This is a genomic window from Ruania zhangjianzhongii, assembly GCF_008000995.1.
Lineage (GTDB): Bacteria > Actinomycetota > Actinomycetes > Actinomycetales > Beutenbergiaceae > Ruania > Ruania zhangjianzhongii.
The window spans coordinates 4,257,113-4,275,715 of the sequence record NZ_CP042828.1; the positions used below are offsets into that span (position 1 = coordinate 4,257,113).

An 18,603-nucleotide genomic window follows, 5' to 3' on the forward strand; every position below is an offset into this window, starting at 1 on the left:
AACCCGCCGCAGCCGAGGTCGAGAGGAGAGTGACGGTGAGCGAACGCGTCACGCTGACGCATGTGGCCCGTGCCGCCGGGGTGTCGCTGTCGACGGCGTCGCTGGCGTTCTCCGGTGCCGGTCCGATCTCCGCGGCCACCCGGCAGAAGGTGCTCGATGCCGCTGCCGGGCTCGGCTACTCCGGCCCGAACCCGGTGGCACAGTCGTTGCGCCGGGGCCGCAGCGGGATCATCGGGGTGGTGGTGGGTGGGGACCTGCGCGCCCGGTTCCGGGATCCGGTGGCGCTGGGCACCCTGGACGGGCTGGCCACCACGCTCGCTGCCGAAGGGATGGGGGTCCTGCTGCTGCCCTCGGAGCCGGCCGGTGCCCGGCTGCTGACGCACTCGGCGATGGATGCGGCGGTGCTGCTCAGCGTCTCCGCTGGTGATGCGGCCCGGACCCTGCGCCGCCGAGGTATCGCGATGGTGCGGGTGGACTCCACCGCTCGTGGCGTCAGCTCGGTGCTGGTGGAGGACGAGGCGGGGATGGCGGCGCTCGCCGAGCATCTGCGCACGCTCGGCCATCAGCGGGTGGCGGTGCTCACCCTCGGCTGGAGCAACCGCCGCCGCCAGGGGCCGATCGACCTGGCAACCGCGCCCCGCGCGAAGGTGCCCTACACCGCGGCTCGGATGGCCGGCATCCTCGGCGCCGGGATCGAGCCGATGGCAGTGGAGGAGACCACGGGGTCACTGGTGGAGGAGGGAATCCGCGCCGGGCATGCGGTGCTGGCGGCCACGCCCCGGCCGACGGCGGTGGTGGCGATGAGCGACCTGCTCGCCGCCGGAGTGGTGCTGGCGGCGCGGGAGCGCGGGCTGCGGGTGCCGCAGGACGTGTCGGTGGCCGGGTTCGACGGCGCCAGCCTGCCCTGGTTGGCCGGGCACGAGCTGACCTCGGTGTGCCAGCCGATCGAGGAGAAGGGCCGGCGGGCGGCGCAGGCAGCGATCCGGCTGGCCGCGGGTGAGAAGGTTCGCTCGGTGACGCTGGGCTGCACGCTGCGGGTGGGTACGACCACCGGGCCGGCGCCGCGGACCTCCTGACGCCCCTGCGCCCCAACAACCTCCACGCCGCGACTGGACCACATCCGTTGCCCCCAGCGCTCCCAGGGAACACAATTTGTCCACTCGGCGGCCGGGTAGCGGGCACTCGTCAGTGCAGGCGGACCTGCGCCTGGGACTTGCCGAGCACGCTGGCACCGTTCACCGTGACCTTCAGGTCCACCCGCGCGGTGCCGGCATCGGCGTCGACGGCGCCGACCACGGCGACGATGTCCACTTCCGCCGCATCGGGGTCGGGCACCACTACCGGACGGGTGAACCGCACCCCGTAGGAGAGCAGATCGGCCGGGTCGTCCAGCCAGTCGGAGAGCGCCCCAGCAGCCAGGCCCATGGTGAGCATGCCGTGGGCGATCACCCCGGGCAGGCCGACCTCGAGCGCGAACCGCTCGTTCCAGTGGATCGGGTTGAAGTCCCCGGACGCACCGGCATAGCGGACCAGCCGGGCGCGGTCCACGGCGTGAGTCACCGCGAACAGTTCGGTACCGACGGTCGAGGACGCCTCGAGCGCGCCCATCAGCCCTCCCCTCGCACAGCGAGAGTGGAGGTGACGGTGCAGACCGGGGCTGCGCCGTCGTCGGCAATCTCGGTACGGGTGGTGACCATCGAGATGCCGCCCCGGGTGGTGATCGAGTCCACGTGCACGGACGTGTGCAGCAGATCTCCGGCCACGATCGGTCGGTGGTAGACGAACCGCTCCTCGGCGTGCACCACCCGGGAGAAGTCGATACCCGCGCCGGGGTCCTCGATGTACTCCGCCTCGGCGCGCTGAGCGACCACCACCGCGAAGGTCGGCGGCGCGAGCACATCCTCGTGCCCTGCGGCCCTGGCCACCTCCGGGTCGGTGTGTACCGGGTCACTCGCCCCCACAGCGGCGGCGAACTCGCCGATCTTCACCCGGGAGACGGCGTAGGGCGGGGTTCCGTGGAACTCCCGCCCTACGTAGTCGGTGCTGACCGCGGTCATACCCTCAGCGGGTCTCGCGGTGGTTGGTCTTGGCGTTGCAGCGCGGGCAGTACTTCGCCAGCTCGAGCCGGTCGGGGTTGTTCCGCCGGTTCTTCTTGGTGATGTAGTTGCGCTCCTTGCACACGTCACAGGCAAGGGTGATCTTCGGACGGACGTCCGCGGACTTGGTGGCCATTGGTCTTCCTCACGATCTGCACTCGGATGGTGCGGCGGCGCTGGTGGTGTAGCGGGGGCGGGGCTCGAACCCGCGACCTCACGATTATGAGTCGTGCGCTCTGACCGACTGAGCTACCCCGCCGCGTCCTGCGAAGGGCCCGCCCTGCTGACGGGCACCTTTACAGACCAGAGCCCCGATAGGGAATCGAACCCTAGACCTTCTCCTTACCATGGAGACGCTCTACCGACTGAGCTATCGGGGCAGCGGGATCGAGGGTACATGCTCAGCCGCCCGGAGACGAAATCGCAGCGGCCCCTCGAGGCGCTTCTGTGACCGGAACCACTCCCGAGGCGATGGTACTGCCCTGGAGGTGAGTCTCGGTCGGTCGGAACAGACGCCGAGACGCCTCATCGAGGCGCCCCACGTCGGTTCCGGTGGCGGGTGCAGGATTCGAACCTGCGAAGCTTGCGCGGCTGATTTACAGTCAGCTCCCTTTGGCCGCTCGGGCAACCCGCCGGGGGTGATCCATGGGACCGGATGGAACAATACCAAGTTCAGCGGCAGTCCGTGACATCGCCGAGCTCCGGCGGTGGCTAGATGTGAAGGAGATCTCAGTGGCCAGCGATTCCTCGTTCGATGTGGTGAGCAAAGTGGACCGGCAGGAGGTCGACAATGCGCTCAACCAGACCGCCAAGGAGATTTCCCAGCGGTACGACTTCCGGGGCGTGGGTGCCTCGATCGAGTGGAGTGGGCAGGACGCGATCGTGATGGTCGCCAACGCTCCGGACCGGGTGCTGGCGATCCTGGACGTGTTCCAGACCAAGCTGATCCGCCGGGGCGTCTCGCTCAAGGCGATCGACACCGGTGAGGACGAGCCCCAGCCCTCCGGGAAGGAGTACCGGCTGGCGGGCACCCTGAAGGAGGGACTGTCCAGCGAGAATGCGAAGAAGATCACCAAGCTGGTCCGCGACGAAGGCCCGAAGGGAGTCAAGACGCAGATCACCGGTGACGAGGTGCGGGTGTCCTCGAAGAAGCGGGACGACCTGCAGGACGTGATCGCGCTGCTCTCCGGCGCGGACATCGACGCGGCACTGCAGTTCACCAACCGCCGGTAGCCGCGGGCGCGGGCGGGCGCGGAGTGGGCGCGGCCGCACCGGGGCCGGGTGCGCTCCGCCGTCGTGCCGCTCGCCCTGCAAACCGACTGAGTACCTCCTGAACATCGGAGTACCGAAACTTCGGTACTCCGATGCCGTTTCGGTACTCGGACGGTTGTGCCCTCAGGTGCGCGCGCCGACTCCCCGGGAGATCTCGGTCATGTGCTCGCGCGGGACGACCTTCACCCGCTCGCGGCCATGCTCCTCACCCAGGGACCGCTCGTAGGCGTCCAACAGCTCCCAGCCGTGCCAGGTGGTGTAGGGGATGCCATCGGCCGCCAGTCGGTCCAGCAGAGCCTGCGGATCACGGTCGACGGCGGAGCTCAGCGTGCCCTGCTCGGCTCGCTCGGCGAGGTCGGCCACCAGGTGGCGGACGGTCTCGCTGGCATCGGACTTGGTGTGCCCGATCAGGCCGACCGGCCCGCGCTTGATCCAGCCGGTGGCGTACAGTCCCGGCACCTGCTCGCCGCGTTCGTCCAGCACCCGGCCGCCCTCGTTCGGGACGACGCCGGCCACCGGGTCGAACGGCACGTCCGCCAGCGGGGAACCGAAGTAACCGACCGCGCGGTAGACGGCCTGGACGTCGAAGTCCTCGAAGCGACCGGTGCCCCGGACCGACCCGTCGCCGGCGAGCTCGGTGCGTTCGGTGCGGATGCCGGTGACCTGCCCGTCGGTGCCGAGGATCTCCGCCGGCCGGTGCAGGAAGTGCAGGTGGATGCGCCGGGAGGCGGTGAGCTCGCTCTCCTCGCGCAGAGTCCAGTCAGTGAGGGTCTTGACCACCTGCTTGGTCTGGTTCGAGGAACGGATCGCCTCCTCCGAGCCCTCGTCGAAGTCGAAGTCCTCGGGATAGACCACGATGTCCACATCCGGCACGTGCCCCAGCTCGCGCAGCTCCAGCGGAGTGAACTTCACCTGCGCGGGCCCGCGGCGGCCGAACAGGTGCACATCGGTGATCGGGCTCGAGCGCAGCCCCTCGGCCACGTTCTCCGGGATCTCGGTGACCATCAGGTCGTCGACGTGCTTGGCCAGCACCCGAGCGACATCGAGGGCCACGTTCCCTGCCCCGAGGACCGCCACCTGGGTAGCCTCCAGCGGCCAGGTACGCGGGACGTCCGGGTGGCCGTCGTACCAGGAGACGAAGTCCGCTGCGCCGTAGCTGCCGTCCAGGTCGATCCCGGGAATGTTCAGGTCCGCGTCCCGAATCGCACCGGTGGCGAAGATCACAGCGTCGTAGTAGGCGCGCAGCTCGGCCAGGTCGACATCGGTGCCATAGTCCACGTTCCCGATGAACCGCACCGTGCCCTTCTGCAGCACCTTGTACAGCGCGTTGATGATCCCCTTGATCCGCGGGTGGTCGGGGGCTACTCCGTAGCGCACCAGACCGTAGGGCGCGGGCAGTCGTTCGAGGAGATCGATCTCAACGTTCAGGTCGGTCTTGGACAGGATGTCCGCGGCGTAGATCCCGGCGGGGCCGGCACCCACGACGGCGACGCGGAGCGGGGTGGTGGTAGGCACAGTGATGGAATGCCTCTTTCGCAAGTGTCTAGTCGGCGCAGGGTGACGCCGAAGGGCCAGCCCCCAGTGTAAGGGTCACCTTAGTGTGGATGCACTCGGCGCCCATCCGGCGGACCACGGCGCAGGCTGGCTGTGACATGGGTAGATTCCAGGCGTGACCGCCCCGCCTCCCCCACCACCGAACGGCGGCGACGACCTCGACCGGCGCGGGCTGGCGGCGGGCTTCGGCGGGTACCTGTGGTGGGGCCTGCTGCCGCTCTACTTCCCTCTGCTCGCACCGGCCGGGCCGTTCGAGATCACCGCGCACCGGGTGGTCTGGTCCCTGCTGCTGTGCCTGGCGCTGCTGGCGGTCTTCGGGCAGCTCGGCACATTCCGGCGGCTGCTGCGCACGCCGAGGATCTTCGCCCGGCTGGCGCTGGCCGCCGTGCTGATCGCCGCCAACTGGGTGACCTTCGTGCTCGCGGTGCTCACCGGGCATGTCGTGGACGCCTCACTCGGGTACTACATCAACCCGCTGATGACCGTGCTGATGGCCGTCGCGGTACTCGGCGAGCGGCTGCGCCGGGCGCAGTGGATCGCGGTGGCGCTCGGCGCTGTCGGCGTGCTCGTGATCGCTCTGGGCCACGGCACCTTCCCGTGGATCTCCCTGGTGCTGGCGCTGACCTTCGGCTGCTACGGCCTGGTGAAGAAGCAGGTCGGTGCCCAGGTGCCGGCACTTCCCGGGCTGGCGGTGGAAACGTTCGTGCTGGCACCACCGGCGCTCATCCTGCTGGTGGTGCTCGCAGCGACAGGCACCGGGGCCTTCGGTGGACCGGGTGAGCACGCCGGCACACCGGGTCTGACCCTGCTGCTGATCGGCACCGGAGTACTGACGACGGTGCCGCTGGTGCTGTTCGCGACCGCCGCACGGCGCCTGCCGTTGGCGATGGTCGGCCTGCTCCAGTACGTCACTCCGACGATGCAGTACCTCACTGGCGTGTTCCTCTATCACGAGACCATGTCGGCAACCCGGTGGGTGGGTTTCGCCGTGGTCTGGCTGGCGCTGGTGGTGCTCAGTACCGACGGCTACCGCGCGATCCGGGCGGCGGCGCCGAGGCCGCGGCGGGACCGGTAGCTCAGCCGTCGCCGGACACCGGTGCTCACTCACTGGGGCCTCAGTGCTGCCGTGGGTGGGGTTTCCGTCGCCGAATCGCGATCTAGCGACGGAGACCCCACCCACGGCGCAGGTTCGACATGACCGCGCGGGTTCGACATCACCGCGCAGGTTCGACAAGACGGCGCGGGTTCGACATGACCGCGCAGGTTCGACAAGACGGCGCAGGGTGAGTCAGTGACGTGACAGCGCGGCCCAGACCTGGTTGTCTCCTGCCATGAGCCCGGAGGTGCTGGCCGCGATCGCGTCCGCTGTGGCGGTGGTCGCCGCGGTGGCCGTGGTCTGGCGCGTGCTCCGGCCACGGATGCTGCTCGGGCCCTCCGAACACCGCTCCACCTACCGGATCCTGCACCTGATCACCCTCGCCTCCCCGCCGCTGCGCGCAGGGCTACCCGCCGGCGCCGGGCGGGCGGTCAAGCACCTGCACGCGGTGACCGGCACGGCCGCACTGACCTTGGCGGACGAGGACCGGCTGCTCGCGTGGAGCGGTATCGGGGAGACGCACCAGCACCACGTGCCCACCGGTGCGGAGGTCGCCGAGACCCGGGTGCTCGGCCCCGAGGTGATCACCTGCGGGGATGTCTCCTGCCCGCTGCGGTACGCGGTGACCGCACCGCTGACCACCGCCGATCTGCAGGTCGGCGCAGTGACCGCGTATGCCACCAGTGCACCACCGACCGGCCTGGTGCGGGCCGTGGAGGAGATCGCGGACTTCATCTCCGGGCAGCTGGACCTGGCCGAGCTGGAGAGCTCCCGGGCCGAGCTCGCCGAGGCGGACCTGCGGGCGCTGCGCGCGCAGATCTCCCCGCACTTCATCTACAACTCTCTCGGCGCCATCGCCTCCTACATCCGCACCGACCCCGAGCACGCCCGGGAGCTGGTGCTGGACTTCGCCGACTTCACCCGGTACTCCTTCCGCCGGCACGGGGAGTTCACCACACTGGCCGAGGAGCTGAAGTCGATCGAGCGCTACCTCACCCTGGAACGGGCCCGGTTCGCCGGCCGGCTGCGGGTCACCCTCCGGGTCGCACCCGAGGTACTCGGCGTCGTGGTGCCGTTCCTCTGCCTGCAGCCACTGGTGGAGAACGCGGTCCAGCACGGGTTGGAGGGCCGGCCCGGCGGCGGGCACATCACCATCGTCGCCGAAGACGTCGGCAACGAAGCGCACCTGAGCATCGAGGACGACGGCGCCGGGATGGACCCGGAGGTGCTGCGCGAGCAGTTCGCCGGCGAGTCCGGGGACCGGGTCGGCCTGGCGAACGTGGACGAGCGGCTGCGCACTACGTTCGGTGAGGAATTCGGCCTGGTGGTGGAGACCGCCGTCGGTGCGGGTGCAAAGATCAGCCTGCGGGTGCCGAAGTTCCACCCGGGCGTCTACGTGGAGTGACTACTCTGTGCCCATGCTCACGGTCCTCGCCGTCGATGACGAGCCCCCGGCACTGGACGAGCTCGCCTTCCTGCTCGGCCAGGACGAGCGCGTCGGTCAGGTGCGCACTGCCGGTGACGGCGCGAGCGCCCTGCGCGAGCTGGACGCCGGAGATGTGGACGTGATCGTGCTGGACATCAAGATGCCCGGGCTGACCGGCCTGGATCTGGCCCGGGTGCTCGCCCGGTTCCGCAGCCCGCCGGCGATCGTGTTCGTCACCGCCTACGACGAGCACGCCGTGGAGGCGTTCGACGTCGGTGCCGCGGACTACGTGATGAAGCCCTACCGCCCGGAGCGGCTCGCCGAGGCGGTGCGCCGCGCCCAGCAGTCCCTGCAGGCGAGCACTGGGGTGGCCGATGAGGACGAGACGATCGTGGTGGAGCTGGCCGGGGTGACCCGGTACGTGCGCCGCAGCGACGTGCGGTACGTGAGTGCGCACGGCGACTACGCCCGGTTGCACACCGCCGAGGGCGAGCACCTGGTGCGGATGCCGCTGAGCACCCTGGCCGATCGCTGGGCCGGCGCCGGCTTCGTGCGGATCCACCGCAGCCATCTGGTGGCCCTGGACCAGGTGCGCGAGCTGCGCGGGGACTCCGGCCGACTGTATGTGGTGGTGGCCGGGACCACTCTGCCGGTAGCCCGGCGGCACGCCCGCGAGCTGCGTGACCTGCTCGCCGGTCTCGGCCGGGAGCGGCGATGACCGAACGGCAGGTGGTCACCGGCCCGCGCCGCCCCCGGCGGCGGGCGCGGCGCCCGGCCACCTCCGATATCGACGAGCAGACCCGTCTGGGCGATGTGTACCTGCGCGGGCTGATGCGCACCCAGCTGCGCCTGGGCCTGACCGTGGCGCTGTCCACGCTCGGTCTGCTGGCCGTGCTGCCGGTGGTCTTCGCTCTGGCGCCGGGAACCACCACTCCGACGATCGCGGGCATCCCGGTGCCCTGGCTCCTCCTCGGCGCCGGGGTGTACCCACTGCTGGTGGGCGCAGCCTGGTTGTACGTGCGCCAGTCCGAGCGGGTGGAGCGTGAATTCACCGACCTGATGGACCGCCGGTGAACCCCACGGCCGGGATCGTCGCGGTGGTGCTGGTAGCGATCAGCACGGCACTGCTCGGGATCCTCGGCGTGCGTGCGGCGCGCACCACCAGCGACTTCTACGTCGCCTCGCGGTCGGTGAGCCCGTGGTGGAATGCCTCGGCGATCAGCGGCGAGTACCTCTCCGCGGCCTCGTTCCTCGGGATCGCCGGACTGATCCTCGCCTACGGCGCAGACATGCTTTGGTTCTCGGTCGGCTACACCGCCGGGTACCTGCTCCTGCTCGTGCTGGTGGCCGCCCCGCTGCGGCGCAGCGGCGCGTACACGCTGCCGGACTTCGCCGAGCTGCGGCTGGAGTCGGCCGCCGTGCGCAAGATCGCCAGCGCCGGTGTGGTGACCATCGGCTGGCTCTACCTGCTTCCCCAGCTGCACGCGGCCGGGATCACCCTGCGCACCGTGATCGGTACCCCGGCATGGGTCGGCCCCGTGGCGGTGGCAGCGGTGGTGCTGGTCTCCGTGGTGGCCGGCGGGATGCGGGCGATCACCTTCGTGCAGGCGTTCCAGTACTGGCTCAAGGTCACCGCGATCGCCGTGCCGGCGATCATCCTGGTGCTGGTCTGGCGAGCCGACGGCGCACCAACAGTGGCCGAGTCCGGTCCGGTGACGTTCACCGACGAGACCTCCGTTCAGGTCAGTGCCGATGTGCAGGTACAGCTGCCGGAGCCGGTGCAGGTCCACGCCGCGGGCACAGTGGACGGGCAGGAGGTGGACGGAGAGATCACCTTGCCGGCGGGCACCACGACCATCGATGCAGGTACCGAGGTGCAGTTCCCGGCCGGCGCGGCCGTGCCGCACGCCGACGGGCTTCGTCCGGTGGACTCGGCCGGCTGGCTGTTCCCGATGAACGACGGGCACCCGTACGCCCTCTACACCACCTACTCGCTCATCGTGGCGCTGTTCCTCGGCACGATGGGTCTGCCGCACGTCCTGGTGCGCTTCTACACCAACCCGGACGGACGAGCCGCACGCCGCACCACGGTGACCGTGCTGGCGATGCTCGGGGTGTTCTACCTGTTCCCCACCCTGTACGGGGCATTGGGGCGGCTGTACGCCCCCGACCTGCTGTTCACCGGCCGCACCGAGGCGGTGGTGCTGCTGCTCCCGGCCCGCATCCTTGGCCCCGAGGCCGGGCAGGTGCTCACCGTGCTGGTGACCGCCGGGGCATTCGGCGCGTTCCTGTCCACCGCGTCCGGCCTCACCGTGAGCGTGGCCGGGGTGATCTCCCAGGATGTGCTGAATCGGCGCATCTCCTCCCCGGTGACCGCGTTCCGGGTCGGCGCCGTGCTGGCACTGACCGTGCCGACGCTCGGCGCCCTGGGCGGGCTGAACCTGGGCATCGCCGACGTCGTCGGGCTTGCCTTCGCGGTCGCCGCCAGCACCTTCTGCCCCCTGCTGCTGCTCGGCATCTGGTGGCGCAAGCTCACCGATGTCGGGGCGATGGCCGGACTGATCGTCGGCGGTGGGGCAGCGACCTTCGCCGTCGGTGCCACGATCGTGACCGGCTCCTCCACCACGGCAGCGGGGGCGTTCCTGGCGCAGCCGGCGGCTTGGACGGTGCCGCTGGCCTTCATCACCATGGTGGTCGTCTCGCTGCTCACCCCGAACCGGCGCCCGCGCGGTCTGTGGCGGACCATGGTGCGGCTGCACACGCCGGAGAACCTGGCCCTGAACCGGGGCAGCTGGGACCCGGAGCGGCGGTTCCGGCGCTGACCGCTCGTCGCGGCTGCCGGACCGTTCGTCGCAGCCGAGAGCCCCGTCCAACGAGGCAGGCCGCCACCTGGCGCGCGGACCGGCGGGCCGCCTTCCGCGCGTCGATCCCTCGCTCTTACTGTGACCACGGTCACGTCGGCCGCACGCCGACACCTCGAGCGAAGGAGCCCGCTGTGCACGATGACAGCCCCGGCGCCGCGCCGCCGCAAGGCGCCGCCGTCGTCGGTGATCCGCCCAGGGAGCGGGTTGTCACCCAGGAGGACTACGAGCGCGCTCAAGCCTCCCCGGAGTTCCAGGAGCTGCGCCGGCGGGTGCGTGCGTTCGCCTTCCCGATGACGGCGGCGTTCCTGCTCTGGTACCTGACCTATGTGCTGCTGTCCACCTATGCGGTGGAGTTCATGTCCACGCCGGTGATCGGCCACGTGAACATCGGCCTGCTGTTCGGCCTGGGCCAGTTCGTCACCACCTTCCTGATCACGTTCCTGTACGTGCGGCACGCGAACCGCCGGCTGGACCCGATCGCGGACAAGATCCGCACCGAGCTGGAAACGGGGGACCTCTGATGGATATCGGCAACAGTGCCGTGAACTTCGGCATCTTCGGGCTGTTCGTGGCGGCCACGATGGTGATCGTGATCCGCGCTTCCCGGAACAACAAGAGTGCGGCGGACTTCTACGCTGGCGGGCGGGCCTTCACCGGTCAGCAGAACGGCATCGCGATCTCCGGTGACTACCTCTCCGCGGCCTCCTTCCTCGGCATCGCCGGGGCCGTGGCTGTCTACGGCTACGACGGGTTCCTGTACTCGATCGGCTTCCTGGTGGCCTGGCTGGTGGCGCTGCTGCTGGTTGCCGAGCTGCTGCGGAACACCGGCCGGTTCACGATGGCCGATGTGCTCTCCTTCCGGATGCGGCAGCGGCCGGTGCGCACCGCAGCGGCCTCCTCCACGCTGGCGGTCTCGTTCTTCTACCTGCTCGCGCAGATGGCCGGTGCCGGTGGGCTGGTGGCGCTGCTGCTCGGGGTCACCGACCGCGGCGGGCAGTCGATCGTGATCGCGATCGTCGGCGCGATCATGGTGTTCTACGTGCTGGTCGGCGGGATGAAGGGCACCACCTGGGTACAGATCGTCAAGGCGGTGCTGCTGATCATCGGGGCCGCCGTGATGACGGTGTGGATCATGGCCCAGCACAACTTCAACCTCTCCGAGCTGCTCGGGCACGCCGTGGCCACCGCCGGTGAGGGCGGTGCCAATCTGCTGGACCCGATGAACAAGTACGGCGGCTCGGAGGTCGCCAAGCTGGACTTCATCTCGCTGGCGCTCGCTCTGGTCCTCGGCACCGCCGGGCTGCCGCACGTACTGATGCGGTTCTACACCGTGCCCACAGCGAAAGAGGCACGCCGGTCGGTGACCTGGGCGATCGCGTTGATCGGCCTGTTCTACCTGTTCACCCTGGTGCTCGGCTTCGGCGCGGGAGCGCTGGTCGGCGCGGACGAGATCCTCGCCGCTCCGGGTGGAGTGAACTCGGCTGCTCCCCTGCTGGCCTACGAGCTCGGCGGGACGATCCTGCTCGGGGTGATCTCCGCCGTCGCGTTCGCCACCATCCTGGCGGTGGTGGCGGGACTGACGATCACCGCCTCGGCCTCCTTCGCCCACGATCTGTATACCAACGTCTTCAAGAAGGGTAAGGAGGACCCGCAGAAGGAGGTGAAGGTCGCCCGCCGGGCCGCCGTGGTGATCGGCGCTGTCGCGATCGTCGGCGGTGTGGTCGCCAACGGGCAGAACATCGCGTTCCTGGTGGCCCTGGCCTTCGCAGTGGCGGCCAGCGCGAACCTGCCGGTGATCCTGTACTCGCTGTTCTGGAAGCGGTTCAACACCTCCGGCGCTCTCTGGGCGATCTACGGCGGACTGGTCACCGCGGTCACGCTGATCGTCTTCTCCCCCGCGGTCTCCGGCAAGCCGGTGGACCCGAGCACCGGGCGCAGCCCGTCGATGATCCAAGGGGTGGACTTCCACTGGTTCCCATTGGACAACCCGGGCCTGGTCTCCATTCCGGCTGGCTTCTTCTTCGGTTGGCTCGGCACGATGATCTCCAAGGAGTTCAACAAGGCCAAGTACGCCGAGATGGAGGTGCGCTCCCTCACCGGTACCGGCGCGGAGAAGGCCACAGTGGCGCACTGAGCCGGTGGCACCGTTCCGGCATTGCACGGGCGTCTGAGGACCACGTGGACATCGGAGTACCGAAGTTTCGGTACTCCGATGTCCATCCGGTCCTCAGACACTTGTCTGGCCGAGAGACTCAGGCGAGCCGGTCCACCAGCAGGTGCGCGAACTCGTCGAGAGCGGTGCGGGTCTCGCTCGCCGGCAGCAGGTCGAGCTCGGCCACCGCACCGGCGGCCCAGTCGCGCGCCATCTCCCGCGCTTCGGCCAGCACGGGGTGCGCGGTCAGCCGGCTCAGCACGTCGGCGAGCATCTCGTCCGAGGACAGGTCGCCATCCAGATCGGCCAGCAGCTGCCGCCCGGCGTCGTCCAGCTCTCCGGCGCTGGCCTGACGGCGCAGCAGCAGCACCGGCATCGTCGGCACGCCCTCGCGCAGGTCGGTACCCGGCGTCTTCCCAGTGGTCTCAGCGTCGGAGACCAGGTCGATCACGTCGTCGGCGAGCTGGAAGGCGATACCGACCTTCTCCGCGTACGCCACTGTGGCGGTCTCGATCTCCGGCGCAGCACCGGACAGGATGGTGCCGTAGTGCGCGGCCGCGGCGATCAAGGAACCGGTCTTGTCCGCGAGCACCTGCAGGTAGTGCGCGGTCGGGTCCTCACCCTCGGCCGGGCCGAGGGTCTCGTGCAGCTGACCGAGCACGAGCCGTTCGAAGGCTTCGGCCTGGATCCGCACCGCCTGCGGCCCGAGGTCGGCCACGATCCGGGACGCCTTGGCGAACAGCAGGTCGCCGGTGAGGATCGCCACCGAGTTGCCCCACACCTCGTGCGCGGAGGGCGCTCCGCGCCGCAGCGGCGCGGAGTCCATCACGTCATCGTGGTACAGCGTGGCCAGATGGGTGAGCTCGGTGGCCACCGCGGCGGCCCGCACCTGATCGTTCACCCCGCTACCGAACTGGCTGGTGAGCAGTACCAGCATCGGTCGGATCCGTTTCCCACCGGCGTCCAGCAGGTGGTGGGCGGAGGGGTCCACCAGCGGGTCGGCGCTGCGGGCAGCCGCCTGCAACCGCTGCTCGATGTCCTCGAGCTCGGTGGCGAGCTGTGCCTGGAGGTCGCCGTCGCCCAGCGGCAGGCCGGGCTGGGTCACAGCAGGAACTGCGTGGCGTTCGCAGCCAGGTCGAGCAGCGGACCGGGGAACAGGCCGAGCGCCAGAGTGCCGAGGGCGCAGACCGCCACCGCCACCACGCTCAGTCCTTCGGTGCGCACCACAGTGGCCCGGGCGCCCTGAGCCTCCTCGTTCGGCTGGGTGAAGAACATCAGCACGATCACCCGCACGTAGAAGAACGCCGCAGCGGCCGAGGCAGCCACGGCGAGCAGCACCAGGGGCCACGCCCCACCCTCCACGGCGGCGGCGAAGACCACGTACTTGCCGATGAACCCAGCAGTCAGCGGGATACCGGCGAAGGAGAGCAGGAACAGGGTGAAGCAGAGCGCCACCACCGGGTGCCGGCGGCCGAGCCCGGCCCACTGGCTCAGGTGCCCAGCCTCAGCGGTCACGTTGCCCTCGGCGTCCCGCTCCCGCACCAGCGACACCAGGCCGAAGGCGCCCACGGTCGCGAGGCCGTAGACCAGCAGGTAGACCCACACCGAGCTGATCCCCGAGGTGGTCCAGGCCACGACACCGAGCAGGACGAAGCCGGCGTGCGCCACCGAGGAGTAGGCGAGCATCCGCTTGATGTCGGTCTGCACGATGCCCAGCACGGTCCCCACCAGCATGGTGAGGATCGCAATGATCCACAGCGCCGGGCTCAGGTCCCAGCTCAGCCCCGGGGCCACCACGTAGAGGAACCGCACCAGGGCGGCGAACGCGGCGATCTTGGTGCAGGCGGCCATGAACCCGGTGATCGGGGTCGGGGCGCCCTGGTACACGTCCGGCACCCAGGAGTGGAACGGCACGGCGCCGACCTTGAACAGCAGGCCGATGACCACCAGGATCACGCCGGCCAGCAACACCCCGTCCAGACCGACCATCTGCGGCACGGCGGTGGCGACGTCGGTCAGGTGCACCGATCCGGAGTAGCCGTACAGCAGCGCCACACCCATCAGGAAGAACGCCGAGGAGAACGCGCCGAGGAGGAAGTACTTCAGTGAGGCTTCCTGAGAGAGCAGGCGACGGCGGCGGGCCAGTCCGGAGAGCAGGTACAGCGGGAGGGAGAGCACCTCGAGCGCGATGAACAGCGTCAACAGGTCCGTGGCCGCGGGGAAGATCAGCATCCCGCCCACGGAGAACAGCACCAGCGGGTAGGCCTCGGTCTGCACCAGGCCGAGGCGGCGCGCCTGGGTCTCATAGGCGGACCCGGGTACTGCCGAGGCGGTCGGTGCGAACGCGTCCTCGCCACCGGAGCGCTCGGCGATCACCAGTACTCCGACGAACGCGCAGATGAGGATGATCCCCTGCGCGAGCAGCGCCGGGGCGTCCTCCACCACGGCACCGGCCACCAGTGAGGCCGGGCCCTGGGCCTGCACCACGGTCCATCGCCAGGCGACGGTCACCAGTGAGGCACCGAGGGCGAGCACGGCGAGCAGCACCTGCACGGCGCGGCGGGCCTTCCCGGTCACGAAGGCCTCGATCAGCACACCCACGACGGCCGCACCCAGCACGATGAGGACCGGGCTGAGCGCCGCCCAGGCGATCTCCGGCGGGACGAAGGAATTCATGAGGCGCTCCCGAGGATCGCGACGAACTGGTCAGCCGTGCCGGTGATCAGGTCGAGCACCGGGGCCGGGAAGAAGCCGAGGAACAGCACCAGGACGGCGAGCGGAACGATCGCCCACCGTTCCCGTCCGCCGGCATCGGTCAGCGCTGCCCGGGCCGGCTCCACCGGGCCGGTGAAGACCCGCTTGTAGGCCAGCAGGATGTACAGCGCGGAGAGCACCACACCGATCACGGCGAACACACCGTAGGCCCAGTGCGCCTCGAAGCTCCCGAGGAACACCAGGTACTCCGGCACGAACCCGCTCAGCCCGGGCAGTGCCAGCGAGGCGAGCCCGGCAAACAGCCAGGTACCGGCGATCACCCGGGTCACCCGCTGCATCCCGCCATAGGTGCGCATGTCCTGGCTGCCCCCACGCTGGGTGAGGAACCCGGAGATGAAGAACAGGGCGGCGATCGTGACCCCGTGGGCAACCATGTACAGCATCGCGCCGACCATCGCGGTCTGCGTGCCCACGTAGATGCCCATCACGATGAAGCCGAAGTGGGACACCGAGGAGAAGGCGATCATCCGCATCAGGTCGTGCTGGCCGATGGCCAGGATGCCGCCGTAGATGATCGAGATGATTGCCAGCACGATGATCGCCGGTGCGGCGGCCGAGGAAGCGGCCGGGAACAGCGGCAGGCAGATCGCGATCATGCCGAACGTGCCGACCTTGTCCAGCACACCCACCAGCAGCGCGGAGGTCCCTGGTGGCGCCTGCCCGGCCGAGTCCGGCAGCCAGGTGTGCACCGGAACCATCGGGGCCTTGATCGCGAACGCCACGAAGAAGGCCAGGAACAGCCACATCTGTGCTGCCGGGGTGTCCCCGCCAGCGACGTCCGCCAGGTTGTCCAGGAGCAGCGCACCTTCGCCGCCGCCGGACCGCACCGCCACCATCACCACACCGGCCAGCATCACCAGACCGCCGGCCAGGCCGTAGAGCAGGAACTTCACTGCGGCAGCGCGGCGCCCTGCCCCGCCGTAGGCACCGATCATGAAGTAGATCGGCACCAGCATGGCCTCGAACAGGATGTAGAAGAGGAACAGGTCGCGGGCGGCGAACACGCCGATCATCATCGCGAGCAGCAGCAGCAGCAGCGCCACGTACCCGGCGCGCCGGTAGGCGAGCGCCTTCTCGGCGGCCTCGGCCTTGATCCCCTCGGGCAGCTTCACCTCGTTCCAGGAGGCGAGCATCACGATCGGCACCAGCACCACGGCGAGCAGCACGAGCACCAGGCCCATGCCGTTCAGACCCACTGCCCAGGATGCGCCGAGCTGGCCGATCCAGGTGTAGGTCTCGGTAAACTGGTAGCCACCAGCCGCGGTGTCGAACCCAGCGGCCATCACCACGGCCCCGATCAGCACCAGCAGGCTGACCGCGAGGCCGAGCGGGCGGGCGATCGTGCGCAGCGCTGGCACCAGCCAGATCAGGGCAGCGGCCAGCGCCGGCAGCGCGATCAGGATCGTGAGCCAGGGAAGGTCAGCGAGTTGTGCAGGCATTCGTTTCTCCGACTCAGACTCGCGTAGCGAGGACGACGACTAGGGCGAGCACCACACCGACGAGCATGAGTGCGGCGTAGGACCGGACGAACCCGCTCTGCAGGCGGCGCCAACGCGTCCCCCAGCCCACGGCTCCGGACCCGAGCCCGTTCACGGCGCCGTCGACCACGGCAGTATCGGCGTAGGTGAGCACCCGGGTGAGGTGCTCGCCCGGCCGGCCGACCATGGTCTCGTTCGTGGCGTCCTGGTACAGGTCCGCGCGGGCGGCGCGGGTCAGCCAGCTGCCGGCCGGTGGGCTGATCGGCACCTGGCTGGCGGCGTACTGACGCCAGGCGAGGAACGCACCGAGGAGGACCAGCACCAGAGTGGCAGCCATGATCACCGGCACCGGCAGCACGGGGGCATGGTGCTCGACGTGCCCGGTGACCGGCTCCAGCCAGGTGGTGAACGCGTCACCGATCATCAGCAGGCCACCGAGGGCCACCGAGCCGACAGCGAGCAGGATCATCGGGATGGTCATCAGCGCCGGGGACTCGTGCGGGTGCTGCTCCGGTCCGGGCAGGTCGTTCTTCCCGTCGTTCCAGCGGGCCTTGCCGTGGAAGGTCATGAAGAACAGCCGGGACATGTAGAACGCGGTGATCCCGGCGCCGAGCAGCGCAACGCTACCGAACACCCAGGGCTGCCAGCCGTCGCCGACGAACGCGGTCTCGATGATCTTGTCCTTGGACCAGAAACCGGAGAACGGCGGGATACCGAGGATGGCCAACCAGCCGGCGGCGAAGGTGATCCAGGTGATCTTCATGTACTTGGACAGGTTGCCGAAGCCGCGCATGTTGATCGTGTCGTTCATGCCGTGCATCACCGAACCGGCACCGAGGAACATCCCGGCCTTGAAGAAGCCGTGGGTGATCAGGTGGAAGATCGCGAACGCGTAACCGATCGGGCCGAGCCCGGCGGCGAGCATCATGTACCCGATCTGGGACATCGTGGAGGCTGCCAGCGCCTTCTTCAGGTCGTCCTTGGCACAACCCACGATCGCCCCGAACAACAGCGTCACCGCACCCACGATGACCACCACGAGCTGCGCCGTCGCCGATCCCTCGAAGATCGGTCCGGAACGGACCACCAGATAGACCCCGGCGGTCACCATCGTGGCGGCGTGGATGAGCGCGGAGACCGGGGTCGGGCCGGCCATCGCATCACCCAGCCAGGCCTGCAGGGGGAACTGGGCGGACTTACCGCAAGCGCCGAGGAGCAGCATCAGCCCGGTGGCGGTGAGCACGCCCTCGTTGGTGCCGTCGGCCGCGTTGAAGACCGTCTCGTAGTCCACCGCCCCGAAGGTGGCGAACATCAGCATCATCGCCACCAGCAGGCCCATGTCACCGACACGGTTCATGAAGAAGGCCTTGTTCGCGGCCACGGCGTACTCGGTGCGCTGGTTCCAGAACCCGATCAGCAGGTAGGACGCCAGTCCCACCCCTTCCCAGCCGAGGAACAGCAGGGCGTAGGAGTCGGCGAGCACCAGCACCAGCATCGAGGCGATGAACAGGTTCAGGTAGGCGAAGAACCGACGCCGGTCGGGATCGTCGGCCATATAGGCCACCGCATAGATGTGGATCAGCGTGCCGACGAAGGTGATCAGCAGCGCGAATGTCACCGAGAGCGGGTCGATCAGCAGACCGACGTCCACGTTCAGATCCCCGGCAGGGATCCAGGAGTACAGCGTGATCTGGCTGACTCGGTCGTCGGCGGATCGGCCGAGCAGCTCGACCAGGATGCCGATCGCCAGCACGGCCGAGACGGCTGAGGCGAGCACACCGAGCCAGTGCCCCCAGGGGTTCGAGCGCCGGCCGGCGAGCAGCAGCACTGCCGCGCCGAGCATCGGTGCCGCGATCAGCACCCAGGCAAGGTTGGTCAGGTTCATCTGGA

At 69.4% G+C, this 18,603-nt stretch carries 17 protein-coding genes and 3 tRNA genes; 9 read left to right on the forward strand and 11 right to left on the reverse strand.

What is annotated here, in order from left to right; translation table 11 throughout:
- Positions 1–35: 35 nt before the first annotated feature.
- Positions 36–1,076: a LacI family DNA-binding transcriptional regulator gene (locus tag FU260_RS19675; protein ID WP_235912398.1), complete on the forward strand. Its 1,041-nt coding sequence runs from the start codon at positions 36–38 to the stop codon at positions 1,074–1,076.
- Positions 1,077–1,185: 109 nt separating this feature from the next.
- Here FU260_RS19675 and FU260_RS19680 read toward each other — a convergent pair whose 3' ends face one another.
- The 6 genes from FU260_RS19680 to FU260_RS19705 form a co-directional block, all read right to left on the reverse strand.
- The gene (locus FU260_RS19680) at positions 1,186–1,608 is read right to left on the reverse strand and encodes a MaoC family dehydratase (protein ID WP_147918589.1); all 423 of its coding nucleotides are present in this window, start codon (positions 1,606–1,608) and stop codon (positions 1,186–1,188) included.
- A complete protein-coding gene (locus FU260_RS19685; protein WP_147918590.1) occupies positions 1,608–2,057 on the reverse strand; it encodes an FAS1-like dehydratase domain-containing protein in 450 nt (149 codons plus the stop codon). The genes FU260_RS19680 and FU260_RS19685 overlap by 1 nt, the downstream gene beginning before the upstream one ends.
- A gap of 4 nt (positions 2,058–2,061) precedes the next feature.
- On the reverse strand, positions 2,062–2,232 hold the full coding sequence (rpmG, locus tag FU260_RS19690; RefSeq protein ID WP_147918591.1) for a 50S ribosomal protein L33: 171 nt from the start codon (positions 2,230–2,232) through the stop codon (positions 2,062–2,064).
- A gap of 49 nt (positions 2,233–2,281) precedes the next feature.
- Positions 2,282–2,355: transfer RNA gene (locus FU260_RS19695), tRNA-Met, on the reverse strand.
- 48 nt (positions 2,356–2,403) lie between these two features.
- Positions 2,404–2,476, reverse strand: a tRNA-Thr gene (locus FU260_RS19700).
- A gap of 173 nt (positions 2,477–2,649) precedes the next feature.
- A tRNA-Tyr gene (locus FU260_RS19705) sits at positions 2,650–2,730 on the reverse strand.
- A gap of 98 nt (positions 2,731–2,828) precedes the next feature.
- Here FU260_RS19705 and FU260_RS19710 point away from each other — a divergent pair.
- A complete protein-coding gene (locus FU260_RS19710; RefSeq protein ID WP_147918592.1) occupies positions 2,829–3,329 on the forward strand; it encodes a YajQ family cyclic di-GMP-binding protein in 501 nt (166 codons plus the stop codon).
- 162 nt (positions 3,330–3,491) lie between these two features.
- Here FU260_RS19710 and FU260_RS19715 read toward each other — a convergent pair whose 3' ends face one another.
- Positions 3,492–4,883: an FAD-dependent oxidoreductase gene (locus FU260_RS19715; RefSeq protein ID WP_147918593.1), complete on the reverse strand. Its 1,392-nt coding sequence runs from the start codon at positions 4,881–4,883 to the stop codon at positions 3,492–3,494.
- A 154-nt stretch (positions 4,884–5,037) separates the two neighbouring features.
- On the opposite strand from FU260_RS19715, the gene rarD reads away from it, so the two are divergent.
- The 7 genes from rarD to FU260_RS19750 all read left to right on the forward strand — a co-directional run bounded on the left by rarD (position 5,038) and on the right by FU260_RS19750 (position 12,442).
- Entirely contained in the window at positions 5,038–5,997 is a 960-nt protein-coding gene (gene rarD, locus FU260_RS19720) for an EamA family transporter RarD (protein WP_147918594.1), read from the forward strand.
- A 256-nt stretch (positions 5,998–6,253) separates the two neighbouring features.
- The gene (locus FU260_RS19725) at positions 6,254–7,423 is read left to right on the forward strand and encodes a sensor histidine kinase (protein ID WP_147918595.1); all 1,170 of its coding nucleotides are present in this window, start codon (positions 6,254–6,256) and stop codon (positions 7,421–7,423) included.
- 13 nt (positions 7,424–7,436) lie between these two features.
- The gene (locus tag FU260_RS19730; RefSeq protein ID WP_147918596.1) at positions 7,437–8,162 is read left to right on the forward strand and encodes a LytR/AlgR family response regulator transcription factor; all 726 of its coding nucleotides are present in this window, start codon (positions 7,437–7,439) and stop codon (positions 8,160–8,162) included.
- Positions 8,159–8,518, forward strand: coding sequence for a DUF485 domain-containing protein (locus tag FU260_RS19735; protein WP_147918597.1), 360 nt, complete (start codon positions 8,159–8,161; stop codon positions 8,516–8,518). The genes FU260_RS19730 and FU260_RS19735 overlap by 4 nt, the downstream gene beginning before the upstream one ends.
- Complete coding sequence (locus FU260_RS19740) at positions 8,515–10,266, forward strand: sodium/solute symporter (RefSeq protein ID WP_147918598.1); 1,752 nt, start codon at positions 8,515–8,517, stop codon at positions 10,264–10,266. Before FU260_RS19735 ends, FU260_RS19740 begins: the two co-directional genes overlap by 4 nt.
- A 173-nt stretch (positions 10,267–10,439) precedes the next feature.
- Positions 10,440–10,829 (forward strand): DUF485 domain-containing protein, encoded by a 390-nt coding sequence (locus FU260_RS19745; RefSeq protein ID WP_147918599.1) that lies wholly within the window; start codon positions 10,440–10,442, stop codon positions 10,827–10,829.
- Positions 10,829–12,442, forward strand: a complete 1,614-nt coding sequence (locus FU260_RS19750; protein WP_147918600.1) for a solute symporter family protein — start codon at positions 10,829–10,831, stop codon at positions 12,440–12,442. The genes FU260_RS19745 and FU260_RS19750 overlap by 1 nt, the downstream gene beginning before the upstream one ends.
- A gap of 118 nt (positions 12,443–12,560) precedes the next feature.
- Here the strand turns inward: FU260_RS19750 and FU260_RS19755 are convergent, their stop codons facing one another.
- Genes FU260_RS19755 through nuoL form a run of 4 tightly spaced genes read right to left on the reverse strand, consistent with a single transcriptional unit; the run spans position 12,561 to position 18,598 of the window.
- A complete protein-coding gene (locus FU260_RS19755; protein WP_147918601.1) occupies positions 12,561–13,565 on the reverse strand; it encodes a polyprenyl synthetase family protein in 1,005 nt (334 codons plus the stop codon).
- Positions 13,562–15,136, reverse strand: coding sequence for an NADH-quinone oxidoreductase subunit NuoN (gene nuoN / locus FU260_RS19760; protein ID WP_147918602.1), 1,575 nt, complete (start codon positions 15,134–15,136; stop codon positions 13,562–13,564). The genes FU260_RS19755 and nuoN overlap by 4 nt, the downstream gene beginning before the upstream one ends.
- Positions 15,133–16,674, reverse strand: a complete 1,542-nt coding sequence (locus FU260_RS19765; RefSeq protein WP_147918603.1) for an NADH-quinone oxidoreductase subunit M — start codon at positions 16,672–16,674, stop codon at positions 15,133–15,135. The genes nuoN and FU260_RS19765 overlap by 4 nt, the downstream gene beginning before the upstream one ends.
- Before the next feature lie 13 nt (positions 16,675–16,687).
- The gene (gene nuoL / locus FU260_RS19770) at positions 16,688–18,598 is read right to left on the reverse strand and encodes an NADH-quinone oxidoreductase subunit L (protein ID WP_147918604.1); all 1,911 of its coding nucleotides are present in this window, start codon (positions 18,596–18,598) and stop codon (positions 16,688–16,690) included.
- Positions 18,599–18,603 lie beyond the last annotated feature (5 nt).

Excerpts from the sequence above, each read along its gene's own strand:
- FU260_RS19765 (WP_147918603.1), bottom strand. The coding sequence starts at position 16,674 with ATGCCTGCACAACTCGCTGACCTTCCCTGGCTCACGATCCTGATCGCG.
- FU260_RS19680 (WP_147918589.1), bottom strand. The coding sequence starts at position 1,608 with ATGGGCGCGCTCGAGGCGTCCTCGACCGTCGGTACCGAACTGTTCGCG.
- FU260_RS19725 (WP_147918595.1), top strand. The coding sequence starts at position 6,254 with ATGAGCCCGGAGGTGCTGGCCGCGATCGCGTCCGCTGTGGCGGTGGTC.
- FU260_RS19685 (WP_147918590.1), bottom strand. The coding sequence starts at position 2,057 with ATGACCGCGGTCAGCACCGACTACGTAGGGCGGGAGTTCCACGGAACC.
- nuoL (WP_147918604.1), bottom strand. The coding sequence starts at position 18,598 with ATGAACCTGACCAACCTTGCCTGGGTGCTGATCGCGGCACCGATGCTC.
- FU260_RS19750 (WP_147918600.1), top strand. The coding sequence starts at position 10,829 with ATGGATATCGGCAACAGTGCCGTGAACTTCGGCATCTTCGGGCTGTTC.
- FU260_RS19730 (WP_147918596.1), top strand. The coding sequence starts at position 7,437 with ATGCTCACGGTCCTCGCCGTCGATGACGAGCCCCCGGCACTGGACGAG.
- rpmG (WP_147918591.1), bottom strand. The coding sequence starts at position 2,232 with ATGGCCACCAAGTCCGCGGACGTCCGTCCGAAGATCACCCTTGCCTGT.
- FU260_RS19735 (WP_147918597.1), top strand. The coding sequence starts at position 8,159 with ATGACCGAACGGCAGGTGGTCACCGGCCCGCGCCGCCCCCGGCGGCGG.
- nuoN (WP_147918602.1), bottom strand. The coding sequence starts at position 15,136 with ATGAATTCCTTCGTCCCGCCGGAGATCGCCTGGGCGGCGCTCAGCCCG.